The following is a 19,759-nucleotide window of genomic DNA, read 5'->3' as shown; positions in this document are numbered from 1 at the left end:
TAGCGCAATAAGTGCTGAAGAGATCTTTAATTGCCGTTAATGTTTCATAAATAATCAAAAATAATTTAATTAAAGTTGAGTTTTATATGGTCAATATCACTTTTCTTCAATAACGCGATGTCACTTGTGCTTAATTGCCCTGCGGTAAGTAATACTTTGGCTTCATCAGTGCTAATCAGATCTTCTTTCGCTAAGCTTCGAAAAGCAATATAGGCCTTAGCTTTGGTGACTAGCTTAGCAATAGGACACATATGATTAATATCAATTGCGTAGGCAAGGTCAAATAACACTTCGGTAATTTGTAAACGGTCAAAGCGCATTAACTCAACAATATCGGCGGCGACTTTGCTGCTACGTTGCACTAATTGTTCAAGTAATAACTCTGGCGAGACATTAAGTTCAACCAAAATATCATGTAGACGTTTATCTTTATTTTCATATGCCGCACGTAACTCTTCATTGTAGAGTTCATTGTAAGTATTTAGAAAGCCACGGGTAACGGCTAGCAGCCCTAAGTTACTAAACATACCAGCGCTGAAGGCGGTAAATTCGTCCTGGCCGTGTTCTTTTGCTAAAAGTTGAGCTGCCAATGCCACAGATAAACTATCATTCCATAATTTTCTTTTCATCAATGGATATGGCGAAGTGCTGGTTGGTAACCAATGTTTCAACATAAAGGTTGGCATCACCAATTTAAGGTTGTCTAGGCCGACGTAACTTAACGCAAGGTTTGGCTCATTCACTTGCACATCAGAGCGCTTACGGTATTGCGGCTTATTGACTAAATTGATCAGTTCAGTACAAAGCCAAGGCAATGCTTTTACTAACGGAGCTATACGATTTATTGATGCTGCCTTTACCGATAATATTTCCATGATAGAAGGTGCAGCATCTTCAATTTTCAAAATATTGCTATAAAGATTTTCTTTGTTATCAAATTCCTCATTCACTTGACTGGTGACTTTATTGAAGAACTGATTCATTACTTGAGATTTAAAGTGCTCTTGACCGTGCGCCTGAATGATCTTATTTTTATTGGCTTCTTCTTCAACCGCTAACAGTTCACGTCGACGGTTTAATTGTTCACTATCTTGATGAGCTGTAGTGCGAATTTTGCCATTTTTTTGGTGTGCAAAATCTTTACTAATCGCCAGACTTAAGGCGCGACTGTAAATCGGAGAAACGAGTTTATTATCTTCAAATATTTGCATCAGGGGCTTAATTATAGGTTTGCTATTACGTAGCGACTAGTCGAGTTATCGACCAGTTAGCTTAATTCATTAATATTATCATCTAATTGATTTGAATATTGGTCAATAAAATTTTGCAGTAATTGCTGACCTTGTTCAGTTAATACTGATTCCGGATGAAATTGCACACTGGCAATAGGTAAACTTTTATGTTGCAACGCCATTATTTCCGTTTGATTATTGCTTGTAAGCCATGCGGTTACTTCTAATTCCTCGGGCAGAGTGTCACCGTCAACAATTAAGGAATGATAGCGGGTAACGGTTAAAGGCTGCTGCAACGTTTTAAATAAACCATGTTCATTGTGACGAATCGCGCTGGTTTTACCGTGCATGACTTTGTTGGCTTTAATCACTTTAGCGCCGAAATGTTGGGCAATACATTGATGACCCAGACAAACCCCTAAAATAGGAATAATACCTTTAAACTTTTCAACAATAGCAAGTGAAATGCCAGCGGCATCAGGATCGCATGGTCCTGGAGATATTACGATAAATTGCGGTGCTAATTCTGTTATTGCCTCTATGCTGATTTCATCATTTCTAACCACCATGACTTCTTGACCTAATGCTTGAAAATAATGCACTAAGTTAAAGGTAAAAGAATCGTAGTTGTCGATCATTAATAACAAAAAAATACCCGTGAAAATCTCAATTAAAAGCGGGCGCTATTCTAGTCTTTTATTTCTGACCATTCTACCCCTAGACTTGGCCTTAACAAACTTGAGGTTGAAATTTAACCGGTACCGCTACTCTTTCACATCCATGTGATCGTGGCATACCGTACTTCGACGTGCACGGATGCACTAATGCCTCGAAAGTTAGGAAGTCTGAGAGAGGCCTGTACATACACGCTCTTTCACATCCATGTGATCGCGATATACCTTATTTCGACGTGCACGGATGCACTAATGCCTCGAAAGATAGGAAGTCTGAGAGAGGCCTGTACATACACGCTCTTTCACATCCATGTGACCGCGATATACCGTACATCCTGTACATAAAAAAGGGCTTAAACAAATGTTTAAGCCCTTTTAATAACTTTTCTAGCAATTAAGTTATGGCAAATTCTTTTTAGAATTTAGCAGCAACTTGTACCCAAAGTTTATCAGTGTCGCTGGCATGGTCATCTGCACTGTAGCTAGCTAACTTAACTAAAACACTGTAGTTTTTGTTAAATGCATAAGCAGCAGCAACATCAATTTCTGAACCTAAATCTCTATTGCCTTCATCTGAAGATAAGTCATGGTAAGTGGCAGAAAGCTTAATGCCGTTTACTTTAGTTTTTGCTGTGAAGTAAATATCTTCAACGCCGTCAGCTGGTGTACCTAGGAATTTATCAGCAAAACCTTGGAACTTGTGCAATGTTGCTAAAGGTGTTGAGAAACCTACGCCATTGTCACTACCTAAAGATTCAATACCAGCTAATAATGTAACTGAACTTACTTTTGTGCCTAATTCAAAGTTGTAGTAATCAGCACTAAAGTCAGCGGTATTATCACCCGCTTCACTTTGAGTTGCGTAAGCTGCATTAACCATTACTGGACCAAATTTACCTTTGTAGCTAACGCCGTATGTGTCAGTAGATAAACCCTCTGCAGTATCAAAATCAAGTAAGTATGCATAAGCGTTGATTTTATGCTCTTTATTGATTTTGTAACCAGTATTTAATAAATGGAACTGACCGTGTAAATCAGCCGCTGGGCTGTCAGGGCCAAAAATACGGTTTACATTGTATATATAGCTATAATCTGCAGAGAAACCATTCGCTGGGTTAACTTGGAAACGGTAACCGTCGTAAGTTTGCTCATTTTGTCTCCAACCTACACCGCCAACAAAACGTTGGTTGTTGTGTAAAATACGTTGACGACCAGCAGTTGCTGAAAAATTGTCAGCTGTGTACTTTAAGAAAAACTGGTTTACATCAGTACCTGTTGGGTCGGCAACTACAGGGTAGTTAGTTTCGCCATTAGTGGTGCTGTTGTAGTTATCGATAATGTCTGTCACGTTATCAACTTCAACGCCAGCAGAAAAACCTTCGAAGCTACCTGTGTTTACTGTGATGCGGCTTTTTAACGTTAACGCGCTTGCCGTGTCATCGATACCGTCTTGATCTACGCCTTCGTAACGAGCACGGAAGTTAAGTTTAACTGTACTATCTGAAAGTGCTTTTTTAACACCTGATGCAACAGAAGTTTCTTCTGCAAATGCTAGTGGCGCACTTAATAGAGAAGCTGAAAGTAAAGCTAGAGTAGTGCATTTCATGTTAGTTTTCATAATATCAAACCTTAATGTTTTAAACTTGAGAGAGTTTATTTTTTAATCAACTGTAGTAATAAGTTAGTCAAAAATTCCGGCTTGTTTAAGGCAGTTTTTAATAATTATAATTTGTCATAACAAACAAAATTTTTATTTAATTACAAATTGTTACATTCCGTTTTCAATTCTTTGCGTTATTAAATAAGGTATTTACTAGTACCTAGCACAAAAATTAACTTGTTCAAAAAACGAGTAACTTTTTAATGCGCTAAAATTAGCACTACTCTGGTCGAATGAGAATGATAAAAAGCGAAAAATAGCTGAATAATGTCGCTAAACTGATCTGGAACAATAAATCAGCCTGTTTTTAACACTCGTCCACAGGAAATTAATAGAACAATTGGTTAAATATGCAAGTTATTGCTAATGATTTGTCATCGTTTTAGCAGTTATTTTTCTCTTAATTTGCATTTTTCTACTGAAAAAATGACTAAAAGTTAGAACTTTTGATAAAAAGCTTGTAGTTGTTGCTGCGCTTGTTCAATGCTAATCACGGTAAATTTAACCGTTTGTCCTGGACGCATTTGGCTTAATCGAAATAAGTCTGTTTGCATTACTGTGCCTAATACGGGATAACCGCCCATCGTTTGGCGCTCTTTCATTAATATGATGGGTTGTTCATTAGTCGGAAATTGGATCATACCGTAGGTTACTGGTTTGGATAGAGCCGACGATGCTCGTAATTCGGTGGTTAGCATGTCAATCGAGCGTGATGATACCGGCTCATTTTTAATTATCAAACGGTAACCCATCCTATTGCTGTCAGCAGATATGCTGTAGCTAGCGGCTAAAAAGGCCTGTTGTTTTTCTTCAGACAATTGTAAAAATAATTTACTAGCCATAAAGCGCAAGGTTAGTTGCTTTTGGGCGTAACATATTGCTAGCTTGCTAAGGTTACTTAGTGCTACACCTTGAGTTATGTCTTGTTGTGATTGCACTGTGGTGGGAAAAGTCTGCTCGGAAAAATATAGCTTACTGCTAACACTAAGCTGTTTGCCAGTGGTATTGAGCGCCATCTCATGCTGTGTTTGCGCAAAACTTCCCAACCAAGGCGGCTGATTTGCATCGAGCCTAACGCCACCTAATACCGCTAAATAACTATGCAATCCCGTTTTCGGCATGGCAAACTCAATTATATCCTTGGCTTGTAGCTGATAGCTTTGCCAGTTCTTTACTAAGCTGTTGTTAATTCGAGCATGACAATCCGCACCTGCGATTGCAATGATACAGGCGGTGTTAGCGCGAAAACTTATTTGCCCTAAGGTAATTTCTAGCGCGGCACATTGTCGTTGCGCTTTATTTTTTTCAGAACAAACTTCATTTTGATGAGCAACTATGAGCTTATTCGCAGATAAAAAAGCGTGTTCGTCGGCAGCACCACTAGCACTAAAGCCTTGATGTTGAGCATTAATACGGCCAAGATCCTGAATGCTTGCTTGAGCATTCATTGAGACAATTTCTAAATAATGTTTAGTCATGGTCGCATGCTCTTTGCATTGCCATGAATTCTTGTTTTGAAATGGCATAAAACTGCACATTCTGCCCAACCGATATCTTTGGTATGAACTCACCATGCTTGCATTGATACATGGTTAGTGGCGTTTGGCCAATAATATGCCAACCGCCGGGGCTTTCATTTGGATAAATCGCGGTTTGCTGTTCAGCAATAGCAACGGCACCTTTGGGCACTTTAGTGCGTGGCGATGACTTGCGCGCCATAGTTAACGCTTTCGGTAAACTTGCTAAATAGCAAAAACCTGGGGTGAAGCCTAAGGCGTAACTTCGGTAGGTTGTTGAGCTATGCTGTTGTATCACTTCATCGATGGTTAACTTGCATTGTTTAGCTACGTCATGTAAATCCCATTGCTGTTCGATATCGTAATAGACAGGGATTCGAATAGATGCCTGACGGTTTTGTGTTTCAGCGATACTTTTGTCATCAGTTTGCTGAGCAGTTGCGATGGTAATAATTTTGTTGCTCAGCACATCAGCCGAAATCAACTGAAATGGGTAGTAAATCATTAAGCAATGATAACTTGCCACGGACTCCACGATTAACTCTGCTAATTGCGTATTAAGTAATGTTTGTAAGGCGATTATCTTGTTGTGCTGCGTTACTGATATCTGCTGCTGCCAGCTCAGCAATAAGGCATTTTCAGCTACGTGTTCAATAGTAAATTCTGCTACGTTTGCTGGTTGCTCAGGTACAAGGGCCATGGTCTTAATTGTCACTATGAAGCATTAATAGTTTCACGTAATGCCTTTAACATGGCAAGCGCATTAGGCGTATCACCATGCACGCACAAGGCATCAAGATGAAATTCGAGTGGTTTTTGGTTGATGCTAAATAATGGCTCATTATTGATGAGCTTTTGACAACGCTCTATGACTGCTTGATGATCATGTAGCACCGCACCTTCTTCGCTACGCGATACTAGTAAACCATTATCTTGATAGGCGCGATCGGCAAAGGCTTCAAAATAAAGCGCTATGCCATATTCAGTGGCAATTTTTTCGAATGCTGCGGTATTTTTCACCGCTTGGATCATTAATGCCAATGGTTGGCTGCTGTCTTGATTTAGCTGGGCAATCGCGCGGCAAATATCAGTAAATATTGCGGTGTTTTTCATCATGTCGTTATAAAGAGCACCGTGTGGCTTTACATACCGCACTTGCGTATTTTCAACGTAGCATAGTGCTTGCAAAGCGCCGACTTGATATTGAATGACGGCAATTAAGTCATCTGAAGATAAAGACATTGACTGGCGGCCGAAATTTTCGCTATCAGGGTAACTTGGGTGAGCACCAATTGTTACTTGATGTTGAGCAGCAAGTTGCACCGTTTTTTTGATGGTTAGCGCATCAGAGCCATGAAAACCACAAGCAATATTGGCCATATCAATATAGGGCATGATTTCGGCATCGTTATTGTCTTTAAATTCACCTAAATCGCAATTTAACTTCATGGACTTACCTATTTCTGTTGTTAATCATTATTTAATGTTCGGCGCTTTCTTTCTGGATGGCGGATCACAACATCGGTTACAGGTGTACAACTACAACTTAAGATATAGCCTTGTTGCTGCTCTTCATCAGACAGACCATCTTTACAGCTTTGTTCAACCTCACCGTCAAGTAATTGCACTTTACAACTGCCACACATGCCTGCTCGGCAGGAATAAGGCAAAATCAAACCGGCATCTTCACCTTGTTCAAGCAGGGTTTGCTGTTTATTGCCGTTAATGGTTTTATTAAAACTGCTAAAGGTTAATGTTGGCTGTACTTTTTTCACCATATTACTTGGCTTTTGTGCCGCGGCTTTCGCTATGGTTGTTTTCGAGCTTGTTGTTTTTACAAATGTTGGTGGCGCTTGGCGCTTTAGCACTTCAACTTGATCACCTTGTTTTATTTGCCCTTGATTTAGTGGCACTAAGTTTTGACCAAATAACACATCACCGTTTTCAAGTTGGCGATAATTTTTCAAGGTATTTAACGGCTCTTGTTGGTGGTGTTTTTCTCCGGTGTTTGGGTTAATGGTAGTGAAAATACAGCGAGTGCAAGGTTTAGTTATTTCAAACTCAACTTCACCAATACGAATATGTTGCCATGAGTCTTCGGCAAAAGCTTCGCAGTTATTGACGACAATATTGGGCCTAAATTGCGCCATGCTAATCGGCCGTTCTCCGGCTTGATAAAGAGAATTTAAATGTTCGAGAGAGGCTAGTGAAATTAATAATAACGGATAACCATCGGCGAAGCCGACTTGCGTGTTTCTATTTTTCACTAAGCGTTTTGATCCAGCACCGAAAAATAATAACTGGCAAGGCTTTTGTAAATATTGACTGAACCATTGATTGACATCGGTACTGGCTTGTTGGCTATTTATCGTATCTTTCCATACTTGAACCGCAGCATAGTTGTGCGTTAATTGCTGATAGTCAATCACTAGTGCTGGCATATCGGGAGCCGTCAATATTAAGCCAGAAGCAGTTAAGTTTGCTTGAATAAGGCATAAGCTTGGCTCGGTGCGTGCGGTGATAAACTCACCTTGTAAGTTGGCGACAACAAAGCGGCGGTCAAAGGCTAAACCGAGCTCTTCAACCCAACTAGATGATAATGCGATACCAGCACTGGACTTTATTGGATAAATATTAATATTTTGCAGAATAGCCTTAGTCATGAATTCCCTTAAATCGTATGCTTAATCGCATTGATAGTGGGCAAATTACCGCGATTTTGCAATATGTATTTTTATAAGATTAAGGTATATTGAGCGCATTCTAATTTAAACCTTAGCTCTAGCTGGCATCAACAGTATAGGAGCTATAAAAATAGGCTTTTATGCATCTTCATATTTTAGGTATTTGTGGCACCTTTATGGGCGGAATCGCGGCAATTGCTAAGCAAATGGGCTTTCGTGTTTCGGGTTGCGACGCCAATGTTTATCCGCCAATGAGTACGCAATTAGAGCAATTAGGCATTGAACTAAAACAGGGCTATCTCATTGAACATTTGGCTGATGAACCCGATTTAGTGATTGTTGGTAATGCGATGGCACGTGGTAACCCTATGGTTGAGCACGTACTTGATCGTAAAATTGCCTACACTTCAGGCCCACAATGGCTGCTAGAGAATGTATTAAAAGATCGCTGGGTACTTGCTGTTTCAGGTACTCACGGTAAAACGACCACCAGTTCAATGCTGACATGGATCTTGGAATATGCAGGTATGGAGCCAGGGTTTTTAATTGGTGGCGTACCACAAAATTTTACTTGTTCAGCACGTTTAGGGGCCGCGCCATTTTTTGTTATTGAAGCGGATGAATATGACACTGCATTCTTTGATAAGCGCTCAAAGTTTGTCCATTATCGACCGAACACCTTAGTGATCAATAATATGGAATTTGATCACGCTGATATCTTTAATGATATCAGCGATATTCAGCGGCAATTTCATCACCTTATTCGTATGGTGCCTAATAATGGTTTAATTTTGTCACCAAAAAATGAACCGGCTATCAATGAAACGTTAGCTATGGGCTGCTGGACCCCAACAGAAGTGAGTGTTGACGATGACAATAAAAAACTCGGTTGGCATGCGGAAAAATGTATTGCCGATGGCAGCGAATATATTGTTTCTTTTCAAGGCGATGTGCAGGGCACGGTAAAATGGAATTTGATTGGTGATTTTAATATTGAAAACGGCTTAATGGCGATTGCGGCTGCTCGTCATGCCGGTGTGCCTTCAGCGGTTGCCATCGAAGCTTTGACTGAGTTTATTAATACCAAACGCCGTTTAGAGCTTAGAGGTGAGGTAAATAATATTCGTGTCTTTGATGATTTCGCCCATCATCCTACGGCTATTACTAAAACGTTGGCCGGTGTGCGCGCCAATGTTGGTGAAAAACGTGTTATTGCTGTACTAGAGCCCAGATCAAATACCATGAAGTCAGGTGTTCATAAAGATACGTTAGCGAAGTCATTATCAGATGCTGATTTAGTTTTTGTTTATCAAGGTGAGCAAGTGCAATGGTCAGTTGATGCCTTAATAAATGATTGCCAACAACCTTGTTTTGTCGGCCAAAGTCTAGACAACTTAGTTAGTGATATTTGTTCGCAAAGCCAAGCAGGCGATACTATTTTGGTCATGAGCAACGGTGGCTTTGGCGGTATTCATGAAAAGATCCTTAATACTCTTTCTAAGGTATAATGGTGTCAGAGCAACGAAGTGAACGAGTATGTATTTGTTCATTTAAGTTAGTTAAATAGATTTCAAGGCGGCCCTGTGCAACAACCTAGCAGTATTAAAAACCAAGTAAGTTTTGACAGCAAAATTACATTAGCGATCACCGGCGCATCAGGTTCAGCTTATGCTTTGCGCTTGCTTGAATGTTTAGTTGCGGCAAATTGCCAAGTGTTTGTGCTGTGTTCTAGTGCTGCTCGCGTGGTATTTGATACCGAAGTTGGTTTGAAATTACCAAGCTCACCTGATGCGGCTAGCAAGTTGCTCACGGAAAAGTTTAATGCCAAACCTGAGCAAATATTGGTTTTTGGTAAAGAACAATGGTTTTCACCCGTCGCTTCTGGTTCGGCAGCACCTAAGAAAATGGTGGTGTGCCCATGCTCAACGGGCACATTGGCGGCGATTAGCCAAGGCATGAGTGATAATTTGATTGAACGTGCCGCCGATGTGGTGATTAAAGAGCGTGGGCAATTAATATTAGTACCAAGAGAAACGCCGTTTTCAACCATTCATCTACAAAACATGCTGACCCTATCGCAAATCGGTGTGACCATTATGCCAGCGGCACCGGGTTTTTATCATCAACCAGAATCAATTAATGATTTGATTGATTTTATGGTTGGCAGGTTACTCGATCATCTTAATATTGAACAAAGCATAATGCCGCGCTGGGGTTATCAAGCTCAGTAGTTTCAAATGCCGTTTTGAGTATTCGGCACTAGTTCGAAAATTATTTAGCTGACGTCAGTCGAAACTTTATTTTTAGCTTTGATGGCTTTGATATCAACGCCATCAAGTAGCAACATCACATCTGCAAGTAATCTTTTTAACTCGCTGACTTCGTTAGGCACTGTTTTTTTTGCTTTTTGTACGTAAGCGATAGCTTCGCGGTTTTGAATTACCTCTAACAAGGCTTTTAACGTTTCCGTGTCGTCAACATCGATAGCTGGTAAGGTTTTTTCGCTAGCCGCATTGTACAACGAATAAGTGGCGACTAAGCTCGCCTGTGCTTCCGATAATCTTTCCATAAAAATCTGTCCTTGTTTTTATTATATTTTATTAAGCCTGTATTCCTACCATACGGAAAAAATGAGCATTGTCTATGGTTTCGTACTTTATTTGTTGTTCTGGTGTGACATATTCAGATGACTAACAATAGGTGCTGAACGGTAATTTTATACAATTTGTCGCATAAGGCTTAAATTTTTAATGCTGATGTGCTTTAGTAGGGGGATAACAATAATTCATCTAGCTAATTAGGTTTCTAAATAATGTCTAAATTTACTTCCCGAATATCGTCGGTAGCACTTAGCGTTGCGCTAATTTTAGGTACAGGGCAAAGTGTATTTGCCGAAGATAAGGTCGCAAATAAATCAGCAAAAGCTGAGAAATGGTCAGTCAATAACCCACAAGGAGAATTTACCACGGCTAAAATTGATGTTCGCCAAGGCACTTGGATGAATGTGGATATTAGTCCTGATGGTCAAACCTTAGTTTTTGACTTACTTGGCGATATATACACGCTACCGATTGAAGGCGGTGAAGCTAAGGCGCTAATGACAGATATAGCTTGGCAAATGCAACCTCGCTTTAGTCCTGACGGTAAACATATTGCTTTTACCTCGGATGAAGATGGTGGTGACAACCTGTGGATAATGAAGGCTGATGGCAGCGCAGGCAAAGCGGTTAGTTCAGAAACTTTTCGTTTATTGAATAGCCCTGCTTGGTCGCCAGATGGTGACTATATTGTTGGTCGTAAGCATTTTACCGGTTCACGTTCATTAGGTGCCGGTGAAGTGTGGATGTATCATAAAACTGGTGGTAATGGTGTGATGCTAACTAAGCGTCCGAACCAGCAAAAAGACTTAGGTGAGCCGGCTTTTTCACCTGACGGCAAGTATGTATATTTCTCACAAGATGCGACACCAGGTAAAACTTTTCATTACAGTAAAGATTCAGAAAAAGGCATTTATAAAATTAAGCGCCTTGATTTAGCTACTGGAGAAATCAAGGTTGTTGTTTCTGGTAAAGGTGGCGCAATTCGTCCGGTGCCTTCTCCAGATGGTAAATACTTAGCCTATATCAGCCGTGATGATTTTCAATCAAACTTATATTTGTACGATTTAAAAAGTGGCAAAGAAAGCTTGATTTTTGAAGGCTTAGACCGCGACATGCAGGAAACTTGGGCCATTCATGGTGTGTACCCAAACATGGCATGGTTACCAAACAGTGAAGGCATGGTGTTTTGGTCAGGTGGACAAATCAACAAGTTGGATATCGCCAGTAAAAAATCAACTGTTATTCCTTTTCATGTAAAAACTGAAAAGAAAATTCAAACGGCGTTGCGTTTTCAACAAGATCTTGACCAAGATGATTTTGACGTAAAAATGTTACGAGATGTCGAAATATCACCAGACGGTCGTAAAGTGGTTTATGAATCCATGGGCCATATTTATGTCCGTACTATTGCCGATGGTAAAGTTAAAGGTAAAGCCAAGCGTTTAACTAAGCAAAAATCACATTTTGAGTTAAATCCCAGCTTCTCTCGTGATGGTAAGTATGTGGTTTATAGCACCTGGAATGACAAAAAATTAGGTGAATTGCGCATTGTTTCAGCGCGTGGTGGCAAAAGTCGCGTACTGACGAAAGAGCCGGGTAAGTATATTGAACCAAGCTTTTCTCCTGATGGCAAAACCGTAGTTTTTCGCAAAGTTGAAGGTGGATATATCACCGACCCAACTTGGGGATTAAATCCCGGCATTTATACTGTGAGCACTAAAAAAGGCGGCACGCCGACGTTAGTGACAGAGTCGGGTTTATTACCGCATTTTGGTGCCCATAATGACCGTATCTACGTGTTACGCGATGGTGAAACACCACAATTAGTGAAAATTAATTTAACCTCATCGCCAACGGCAGAAAAAGAGCAAGCGATATACCAAGGAAAATTCGCTACCGAATATAAGGTTTCACCAGATGGCAAGTATTTAGCATTTGCTGAGCGTTTTAAAGTTTTTGTAACACCGTTTGTTGAGCGTGGCCAAGTGATAGATATTGGCCCTAAAGCGAAAAATTTACCGGTTAAAAAGTTGTCGACTCGTGCCGGTGAAAGTATTAACTGGAATGGTAAGTCAAATGAACTGTATTGGAGTTTGGGCCCTGACTTGTATCAAGCAAGTGTTAGTGGCTTGTTTGATATCGCTGAGGTTAAGAAGGATGAAAAAGCATCTGACGAAGCGAAAAAAGATGATCAGCCAGAGCCAGTAAAAACTTATCTAGGTTACAAAGAAAAAGCCGATAAGCCATCAGGCCGAGTCGCCTTTGTTGGTGGTAAAGTGATCACTATGGAAGGCGAGCAAGTTATTGAAAATGGTGTGGTGGTAGTTGAAGGCAATAAAATTATTGCCGTCGGCGAGCAAGGCCAAGTAGCTGTACCGTCTGATGCGAAAGTGATTGACGTTACCGGTAAATCGATTATGCCCGGCCTAATTGATGCCCACGCACATGGTCCACAAGGCAGCAGTGAAATTATTCCGCAACAAAACTGGAAAAACTATGCAGGTTTAGCGCTAGGTGTAACGACAGTGCATGATCCTTCAAATGACACTACCGAGTTTTTCGCCGCTAGTGAAATGCAAAAAGCCGGTGATATAGTTGCGCCACGTTTGTTCTCAACCGGTAGTATTTTATATGGTGCAACAGTTGCGGGTTATACCTCACATGTTGATAGTTTAGATGATGCAAAATTCCATATTGAGCGTTTGAAAAAAGCCGGCGTATTTAGTGTTAAAAGTTATAACCAACCACGCCGTAACCAACGCCAACAAATGGTACAAGCGGCACGTGAAGCACAAATTATGGTAGTGCCAGAAGGTGGTTCTTTGCTACAGCACAATTTGTCTATGATAGTTGATGGTCATACAACCTTAGAGCATTCTATCTCGACAGCAAAAATTTACGATGACATTAGACAATTGTGGTCACAGTCAGAAATGGCTTACACTCCAACTATGGGCGTTGCTTATGGCGGTATTTCTGGTGAACACTTTTGGTACGACACCACCGATGTTTGGAAACATCCACGCTTAAGTCAATATGTGCCAAGTGAGTTTCTTGACCCTCGTTCAATGCGCCGCACGAAAGCACCTCATCATCACTACAACCACATAAACGTGGCAAAAGTGGCGAAAGAAATGCAAGATTTAGGTGTTGAAGTGAACTCTGGTGGTCACGGGCAACGTGAAGGTTTAGCGATGCATTGGGAAATGTGGATGATGGCTCAAGGTGGCATGTCACCACTTAGTGCAATTCGCACTGCCACTATGTCACCGGCTAAAACCTTAGGTTTAGATAGCCAGTTAGGTTCATTAACCGTAGGTAAATTAGCGGATATTCTGGTGATTGATGGAGATGTTAGTCAAGATATTCGTCTATCAGATCGCGTAGTTTACACTATGGTCAATGGTCGCCTGTATGACGCAGAAACTATGAACGAAGTGGGCAATTACGACAATAAGCGTGACAAATTCTACTTTGAAAAATAGTTCACCTTATTGACGTTTCGAATGATTAAGCCCAGATTTAGCTGGGCTTTTTTATGTTGGTAATTTACAAATCAAGTAGAATAAAGAGCAACAGCCCCTAGTGTTGGGATGTAATTGTAAAAACGTAGGAATCATTTTGAATATTGAAATTATAGATGAGCCAAGTGCTGAACTGACGACTTTTTTAGATGAAAAAATAGCAGAGTTTAACTGGGCACGTTGGGAAGTAAGCGAACGCAAAGCTATTGCCGTCAAGCTAGCTGATGATAACGATGAAGTACTTGCTGGCGCCGCAGGAAGAACTTTTGGTGACTGGCTAATGATCAATACCTTATGGGTTTCAGAATCCTTACGGGGTCAGCAAGTTGGCAGTAAGTTATTGCAGAAAATTGAATCAGCAGCGCAAGCTAGAGGTTGCAACAAAGCCTTACTTGATACCTTGAATTTTCAAGCAATGCCATTTTATAAAAAGCACGGCTACCAAGTGCAATGGACACAAGAAAATTATCCAAAAACGGGTTGTAAGTATTACATGGTTAAGCAACTGGCTAATGAGCTAGATAAGTAAATAACATAATATGGCGATTGCCAAAGGAAGCAAAATGTATTCAGGAAAATGTTTGTGCGGGCAAGTTGAAATATCGGTTAAGGGGGAGATTAGCGATATTATTCATTGTCATTGCTCGTTATGTCGAAAAAATTCAGGCACTGCTTATGCGACAAATGGTTTTGTTAACCGCGATGATTTTATTATAGAGCACGGTGAGGCACTATTAACGACCTTTTCATTTAAGCCAGGCAAAACCAGGCACTTTTGTAAAAATTGTGGTAGCCCAGTTTATAGTAGCAATGAACAAGATAAAAGCAGGGTAAGAGTTAGACTCGGTATTTTTGATTCCAATTTATCAGAGCGGCCAATGTCACACAATTTTGTTGACTCAAAAGCGAATTGGGAAGATTTAGATGCGAAATTACCACGTTATGCGACCTTTGAGCCTAGTCGTTTAAAGTGATAAATAACTAGCAGGATAAGTACTTATATGAATATAGTGTTGCTACTAAATAACGATATTGCCAGTAATTTAGCGCTCAATTTGTTAATGCCTGAATTGAGCTCGCATCAAGTCTCAGTGTTTTTATCAAGTACTGTCGGCGGGAAAAGTTCTCGTCCGGAAGCTTTGCAAGAGCTCGCTGATTTCGAGCAGAATGTGGTTTATTCATTACTAAATAAGTGGGCTTTCGCCAGTGAGAATCAGTCAGCTATTGCCACAACATTCAAAAGCTATGATGACATTGCACAGCACTATGGCATTGAAGTGACATTACTCAATGAAATAAATACGCCTTCTGGCATAAATAAGCTTTCTGAACTTGCTCCTGATCTTATAATTTCAGTGCGCTACGGTGTGATACTAAAACAACAGGTGATTGGTGTTGCTAAGTATGGGGTGTTAAATCTACACTCTGGCATATTGCCGGATTATCGTGGTGTGATGGCAACGTTTTGGGCCATGCTCAACGGCGAAAGAAAAATAGGCACAACATTGCATTTTATTGATGACAGTACTATAGATACTGGCCGTGTTATTGCGACATCAAGCACTGACATACAAGCTGATAAGTCATATTTATGGCATGTCTTGAATTTATATTTTGATGGTTGTCAGTTGATATCACAAGCGATAGATAACTTGGTATGTCATCAATGGCTAGACTCAGTAAAGAAAGTCGATGAAGGGCAATACTATAGCTTTCCAACAAGGGATGAGTTGGATTTATTTCAGAAAAAATTCGGCCGTCTATTTAACGAACAAGAAGTGCTGGCACTGCTGACAAAGGCGATAAAACCCTAAATTATTTGCATGCCCGTAAGCATTATTATGCTAAATAGTTAATGATAATATCGGCACATTGTTGTGGGGAGTTAGCGGCGGTGTTTATGGTTAAATCATACACGACGCCGTCGTGAGTACTTTTGATTTGTGATTGCGCCAAACCATGCGGCCTGTCGCCACGGGCTAGTTCACGTTCTTCTAGCTCATATAGCGGACAGTCAACTTTAATAAAGCTAACTGTGAAGTCAGCCAATGTGCTAGAAAATTCCTCATAAGTCTTTTGGCCACAAAATACGATATCAACAATCACATTATGGCCAGTTTCTGCCAATGCTTTAACCGACTTTGCCATGGCTAACTTCATTTTTGGAAAATTATTTGAGCCTGCGGGAATATTGTAGGGCGTCATATCCCAAAAAGCATCGAGCGAACACAATAAATATGCGTCGGAGTATTGGCTTTGTAGCTCTCTCGCTAAGGTTGTTTTTCCTGAGCTTGAGGTGCCATTTAAGACGATTATTTTTCCGTTCATTGTAAAGTTGTGCCTTCAAACGTTTGATTAGCTCGGGTTAATGCAATGACAAATTTACCGTCTTTGTGATTAAAAGGCATCATTTTTCTCAATCTCAACTTCACTTAGGTCATGTCAATTTCTCAGTGAAGTTGAGCTAAGTTTCAGCTGTAGCGATTAAAATTGGCGAGCTTTATTTGCAATTGCCTGAACAACTGAGCCTACACCTGTATGATAGATACCTTCGGTTATATTGCGTTCGAGTTCGAGTAAGTGTTTAAAATTAAAGCCAAGCAATTCACGCTGAATAGACTGCTTTGACTGCATAACATCTGCTATTTTTCCACCGCCAGTGTTGTTGTTAATTTGTTGTGGAGTATAGGCTTCGAGAAAAAATACCCCGTTTGGTTTTACTGCATGAGCGAGTTTTTTATAAAGTGTTTGCCGTTGCTGTGACGGTAGCGGGAAAAATATTGAAATAATACCGTCCCAACGCTGATTACCTAAGTCAAATTCATTGATATCGGCATGAATAAATTCAACATCGACATTGTTTTTCATAGCGAGTTTTTTGCCTTTATTTAGACCGACAATTGAGGTGTCAATGGCCGTGACTGAGTAACCCTGTTGGGCGAGAAATACCGCATTTCTTCCTTCCCCTTCAGCTAAGCTGAGAATTTTTCCTTTTTTTATGGTGTTGAAATGCTCTGCTAAGAATTTGTTTGGTTCGACCCCGTATGCATACTCGGTACTATTGTAGCGCTCATCCCACATAATATTTTTCCTCAATTTATCGGCTTGTTAGTGTTATAGTGAGGTTACTACTTCAAGTCGACTTTAAGTCAAGAGCTAAGTTTATGGATATAGGTGTGGTTGCCAAGTTATCTCGATTACCGACGTCGACATTGAGATATTATGAGGAAAAAGGCTTAATTCAATCTCTTGGTCGTAACGGCTTAAGAAGGTATTATGCGCCGGAGGTTATAGAAACATTAGCTTTAATTACTTTAGGGCGAAATGTTGGCTTAGCATTAGATGAAATTAAAGCAATGTTACTACCACAAGGTGTGGAAATTGATCGAAGTTTATTGTTATCAAAAGCCAATGAACTGGATAGTAAAATCGCTGAGATGACGACGATGAGAGACGGACTTAGACACGCTGCAGTTTGTCAGCAAAAAACTCATATGGAGTGTGCTAAATTCCGTCGAATACTTAATGTGGTTAGTAAAAAAGGGCTACGGCCTAAAAGCAAACTATAATCCTTAGCATCTCAAATATGAACGTTTCTTTATAACCTTGACTTACTATACTTAATACAGGCTTTATTTAGTGGTAGCGCTTTTATGTTAATTAATCGAATAGTTTTTTTGATATCTATTGTTTGTAGCGTTATGGCTCTGACAACAAAAGCAGCGACTATTTTTATTCATACCGACAATATTAACGACTTAAATAGCCTTGAAACCAATAACCGTATGGCGAGCTTAAGTGCGGCAACTAATTTATATACCTTAGCGCAGGAGCGTCAAAATATTCAGTTTGAATATATGAATACAAAACGTTCTTTAGCGCTTATGAATAAAGGGGAAAATATTTGCGTCGTCAATAAAATTAAAACTAAACAACGCCTTGATAAGTACCTTTTTAGTCAACCGATTAATTTGTTTTTAAGTCGGCGTTTGTACCAGAATGCCTCATACTCTCCTATTGCTAAAACTTACGACGGTATTAGGAATAAAGTGCTATTATCTGAAGTTTTTAAGGCTAAGCCAGATTCACAAGTGATTGTTTCTGGGCATATTTCTTATGGTGATGATTTAGATAAACAAATTGCAGCGCTAGCGGATAAAAACAAAATTGAGCGTTTTAGTAGTGAGCATGAAACTGGCTTAATCAGTATGTTTGCAAAAGGACGGGCTGAATTCGCCTTACTCTATCCGCAACAAATTTATGGTTCTGAGAGGAAAATAAACTTCCGCTCCTATGAAGTCGCCGCTACCTCACCGTATGTTTTAGGACATTTAATGTGTACTGATAACCTTGACAGCAAAAAGTTTATTCAGCGTATAAACCAGCAACTAGATCACTTAAAAAATAACGGCGACTTGCTGGAAGTACATTTATCGTTTGTGAATCCGGAAGAAAAAGATATTCTTCAGCACTACTTCCAGCAAGAGTTTTAAACGATTGAAATATTGCTAAGGTGATAACTAATACTTCAATCATGTTTTAATATATTGATAATATGGGCTAATTTCTACCCGCCATCACTCCACCATCATGATCCCAGATTGCACCTGTGACCCAATCGGCTTTATCGCTAAGTAAAAAGTTGATGCTATTGGCAATATCTTCAGCGGTACCTATTCTGCCAATGGGATGAAAATCATCAAACCCTGCCAGGGCTGAATCTATTTCTTCTTCAGCGATAAATGAGCTATAAATAGGTGTTTTTACTACAGCTGGCGCTATGGCATTAACGCGAATATTGTACTGAGCAAGCTCCATCGCCATATGTTGGGTTAATGCATGTAAGCCTGCTTTTGCCATGGAATAGGCTGAAGATGGCGTTGCTTTTATCGCTTGTTTTGCCCACATTGAACCAATATGAACAATTGCACCGCCATGATATTTGATCATGTTTTTTGCCACAGTTTGCGAGATAAAAAATGTCGCACGATTTAGCTCCATATATTGGTCGTAAATATCATTATTATGTTCAATAAAACTGGTAGGTTTGAAGTAACCTGCAGCATTGACTAGATAGTTAATGTGCTGTGGTAGTTGTTCAATATATTGATTTAATTCATCAACTTGTTTGGAATCGTATAAATCAACTGACAAGGTTTCAACATGAGTTAAAGGTGATAATTGCTTTTTTGTTTGCGCTAATTTTTCGGTATCGCGCCCGACAATAATTAAGCGTGTTCCGTTTTCTGCCAGTTGCATTGCAGTTGCTAAGCCCATACCGCTAGAGCCTCCGATAATGAGTGCTAGTTTGTTGGTTAAGTTATTCATAAATTTCTCCAAATAGTTGTCTACACTTGCTAAAGTAGAGCTAGTTTAGCGGCTTGGTTAGCGCGTTGAAAAGTAGGCACAATTTAGTGAGGTAGGTACTTTTTGGTACATCTTTATGATTAACAATGAAAAAATAATTTCAAGAAAAACACCACCTTTAGATAGTGCACGTATGGTGGAAACGATTTATGGTTGTAAATGGTCGTTAACGGTTTACCAAATGCTGGCTGATGGTATTAATCGCCCCGGTGAAATGGTGCGCAGTGTTGATGGTTTGACAACGAAAGTGCTTAATGCGTGTTTAAAGAAAAATATTGAGTTTGGTATTTTAAAGCGGATAAGTTATAACGAGCTACCGCCGAGAGTTGAATATTATGTTACTGATTTTGGCCGAAAGTTTTTAGCCATAACGACAGCATTAGAGCAGCTGCAACAGGAAATTGATCAAAGTTAAGTGGCAAATGCAATGTTTCCATTGCCAGTGTGAGAAGTAGCTATCAGCAAATAATTCCCTAAAATACCTTTAATACAGTATGTTGA

20 protein-coding genes are annotated in these 19,759 nt (G+C 39.9%); 9 read left to right on the top strand and 11 right to left on the bottom strand.

Annotation, left to right across the window (positions count from 1 at the left end):
- Positions 1 to 65: 65 nt before the first annotated feature.
- The 7 genes from AC27JP_RS05485 to AC27JP_RS05455 form a co-directional block, all read right to left on the bottom strand.
- Positions 66 to 1,211, bottom strand: a complete 1,146-nt coding sequence (locus AC27JP_RS05485) for an HDOD domain-containing protein (protein ID WP_487112813.1) — start codon at positions 1,209 to 1,211, stop codon at positions 66 to 68.
- 56 nt (positions 1,212 to 1,267) lie between these two features.
- On the bottom strand, positions 1,268 to 1,879 hold the full coding sequence (locus AC27JP_RS05480; RefSeq protein ID WP_487112811.1) for an anthranilate synthase component II: 612 nt from the start codon (positions 1,877 to 1,879) through the stop codon (positions 1,268 to 1,270).
- 442 nt (positions 1,880 to 2,321) lie between these two features.
- On the bottom strand, positions 2,322 to 3,524 hold the full coding sequence (locus AC27JP_RS05475) for an alginate export family protein (RefSeq protein ID WP_487112809.1): 1,203 nt from the start codon (positions 3,522 to 3,524) through the stop codon (positions 2,322 to 2,324).
- 479 nt (positions 3,525 to 4,003) lie between these two features.
- Positions 4,004 to 5,044: a 5-oxoprolinase subunit C family protein gene (locus AC27JP_RS05470; RefSeq protein WP_487112807.1), complete on the bottom strand. Its 1,041-nt coding sequence runs from the start codon at positions 5,042 to 5,044 to the stop codon at positions 4,004 to 4,006.
- On the bottom strand, positions 5,037 to 5,798 hold the full coding sequence (locus tag AC27JP_RS05465) for a 5-oxoprolinase subunit B family protein (protein ID WP_487112805.1): 762 nt from the start codon (positions 5,796 to 5,798) through the stop codon (positions 5,037 to 5,039). Before AC27JP_RS05465 ends, AC27JP_RS05470 begins: the two co-directional genes overlap by 8 nt.
- Positions 5,798 to 6,532: a 5-oxoprolinase subunit PxpA gene (locus tag AC27JP_RS05460; RefSeq protein ID WP_487112803.1), complete on the bottom strand. Its 735-nt coding sequence runs from the start codon at positions 6,530 to 6,532 to the stop codon at positions 5,798 to 5,800. Before AC27JP_RS05460 ends, AC27JP_RS05465 begins: the two co-directional genes overlap by 1 nt.
- 20 nt (positions 6,533 to 6,552) lie before the next feature.
- Positions 6,553 to 7,746: a YcbX family protein gene (locus tag AC27JP_RS05455; RefSeq protein ID WP_487112801.1), complete on the bottom strand. Its 1,194-nt coding sequence runs from the start codon at positions 7,744 to 7,746 to the stop codon at positions 6,553 to 6,555.
- Between the two features lie 161 nt (positions 7,747 to 7,907).
- On the opposite strand from AC27JP_RS05455, the gene mpl reads away from it, so the two are divergent.
- Both mpl and AC27JP_RS05445 read left to right on the top strand, forming a co-directional pair.
- Positions 7,908 to 9,275, top strand: a complete 1,368-nt coding sequence (gene mpl, locus AC27JP_RS05450) for a UDP-N-acetylmuramate:L-alanyl-gamma-D-glutamyl-meso-diaminopimelate ligase (protein ID WP_487112799.1) — start codon at positions 7,908 to 7,910, stop codon at positions 9,273 to 9,275.
- Positions 9,276 to 9,350: 75 nt separating this feature from the next.
- The gene (locus AC27JP_RS05445; protein WP_487112797.1) at positions 9,351 to 9,998 is read left to right on the top strand and encodes a flavin prenyltransferase UbiX; all 648 of its coding nucleotides are present in this window, start codon (positions 9,351 to 9,353) and stop codon (positions 9,996 to 9,998) included.
- Between the two features lie 44 nt (positions 9,999 to 10,042).
- Here the strand turns inward: AC27JP_RS05445 and AC27JP_RS05440 are convergent, their stop codons facing one another.
- Positions 10,043 to 10,336, bottom strand: a complete 294-nt coding sequence (locus tag AC27JP_RS05440) for a hypothetical protein (protein ID WP_487112796.1) — start codon at positions 10,334 to 10,336, stop codon at positions 10,043 to 10,045.
- 243 nt (positions 10,337 to 10,579) lie between these two features.
- On the opposite strand from AC27JP_RS05440, the gene AC27JP_RS05435 reads away from it, so the two are divergent.
- The 4 genes from AC27JP_RS05435 to AC27JP_RS05420 all read left to right on the top strand — a co-directional run bounded on the left by AC27JP_RS05435 (position 10,580) and on the right by AC27JP_RS05420 (position 15,705).
- Entirely contained in the window at positions 10,580 to 13,852 is a 3,273-nt protein-coding gene (locus AC27JP_RS05435; RefSeq protein WP_487112794.1) for an amidohydrolase family protein, read from the top strand.
- A 136-nt stretch (positions 13,853 to 13,988) separates the two neighbouring features.
- The gene (locus AC27JP_RS05430) at positions 13,989 to 14,420 is read left to right on the top strand and encodes a GNAT family N-acetyltransferase (protein ID WP_487112792.1); all 432 of its coding nucleotides are present in this window, start codon (positions 13,989 to 13,991) and stop codon (positions 14,418 to 14,420) included.
- Between the two features lie 34 nt (positions 14,421 to 14,454).
- The gene (locus tag AC27JP_RS05425) at positions 14,455 to 14,865 is read left to right on the top strand and encodes a GFA family protein (RefSeq protein ID WP_487112790.1); all 411 of its coding nucleotides are present in this window, start codon (positions 14,455 to 14,457) and stop codon (positions 14,863 to 14,865) included.
- Between the two features lie 27 nt (positions 14,866 to 14,892).
- Positions 14,893 to 15,705, top strand: a complete 813-nt coding sequence (locus tag AC27JP_RS05420; protein WP_487112788.1) for a formyl transferase — start codon at positions 14,893 to 14,895, stop codon at positions 15,703 to 15,705.
- Positions 15,706 to 15,730: 25 nt separating this feature from the next.
- On the opposite strand, the gene AC27JP_RS05415 is transcribed toward AC27JP_RS05420, so the two are convergent.
- Both AC27JP_RS05415 and AC27JP_RS05410 read right to left on the bottom strand, forming a co-directional pair.
- Complete coding sequence (locus AC27JP_RS05415) at positions 15,731 to 16,219, bottom strand: chloramphenicol phosphotransferase CPT family protein (RefSeq protein ID WP_487112786.1); 489 nt, start codon at positions 16,217 to 16,219, stop codon at positions 15,731 to 15,733.
- A 156-nt stretch (positions 16,220 to 16,375) separates the two neighbouring features.
- Positions 16,376 to 16,972, bottom strand: a complete 597-nt coding sequence (locus AC27JP_RS05410; protein ID WP_487112784.1) for a class I SAM-dependent methyltransferase — start codon at positions 16,970 to 16,972, stop codon at positions 16,376 to 16,378.
- Between the two features lie 83 nt (positions 16,973 to 17,055).
- Between AC27JP_RS05410 and AC27JP_RS05405 the strand changes: the two genes are divergently transcribed.
- A complete protein-coding gene (locus AC27JP_RS05405) occupies positions 17,056 to 17,460 on the top strand; it encodes a helix-turn-helix domain-containing protein (RefSeq protein WP_487113480.1) in 405 nt (134 codons plus the stop codon).
- 132 nt (positions 17,461 to 17,592) lie between these two features.
- Positions 17,593 to 18,384: a hypothetical protein gene (locus tag AC27JP_RS05400; RefSeq protein WP_487112782.1), complete on the top strand. Its 792-nt coding sequence runs from the start codon at positions 17,593 to 17,595 to the stop codon at positions 18,382 to 18,384.
- A 67-nt stretch (positions 18,385 to 18,451) separates the two neighbouring features.
- Here the strand turns inward: AC27JP_RS05400 and AC27JP_RS05395 are convergent, their stop codons facing one another.
- Entirely contained in the window at positions 18,452 to 19,219 is a 768-nt protein-coding gene (locus AC27JP_RS05395) for an SDR family NAD(P)-dependent oxidoreductase (RefSeq protein ID WP_487112780.1), read from the bottom strand.
- A gap of 115 nt (positions 19,220 to 19,334) precedes the next feature.
- Between AC27JP_RS05395 and AC27JP_RS05390 the strand changes: the two genes are divergently transcribed.
- Positions 19,335 to 19,673 carry a winged helix-turn-helix transcriptional regulator gene (locus tag AC27JP_RS05390; RefSeq protein ID WP_487112778.1) on the top strand — a complete coding sequence of 113 codons (339 nt, stop codon included), beginning with the start codon at positions 19,335 to 19,337 and terminating at the stop codon, positions 19,671 to 19,673.
- The last annotated feature ends 86 nt before the right edge of the window (positions 19,674 to 19,759 follow it).

This window comes from Colwellia sp. SU-HH01172 (assembly GCF_057553355.1).
This window is presented reverse-complemented; position numbering and strand designations above follow the sequence as displayed.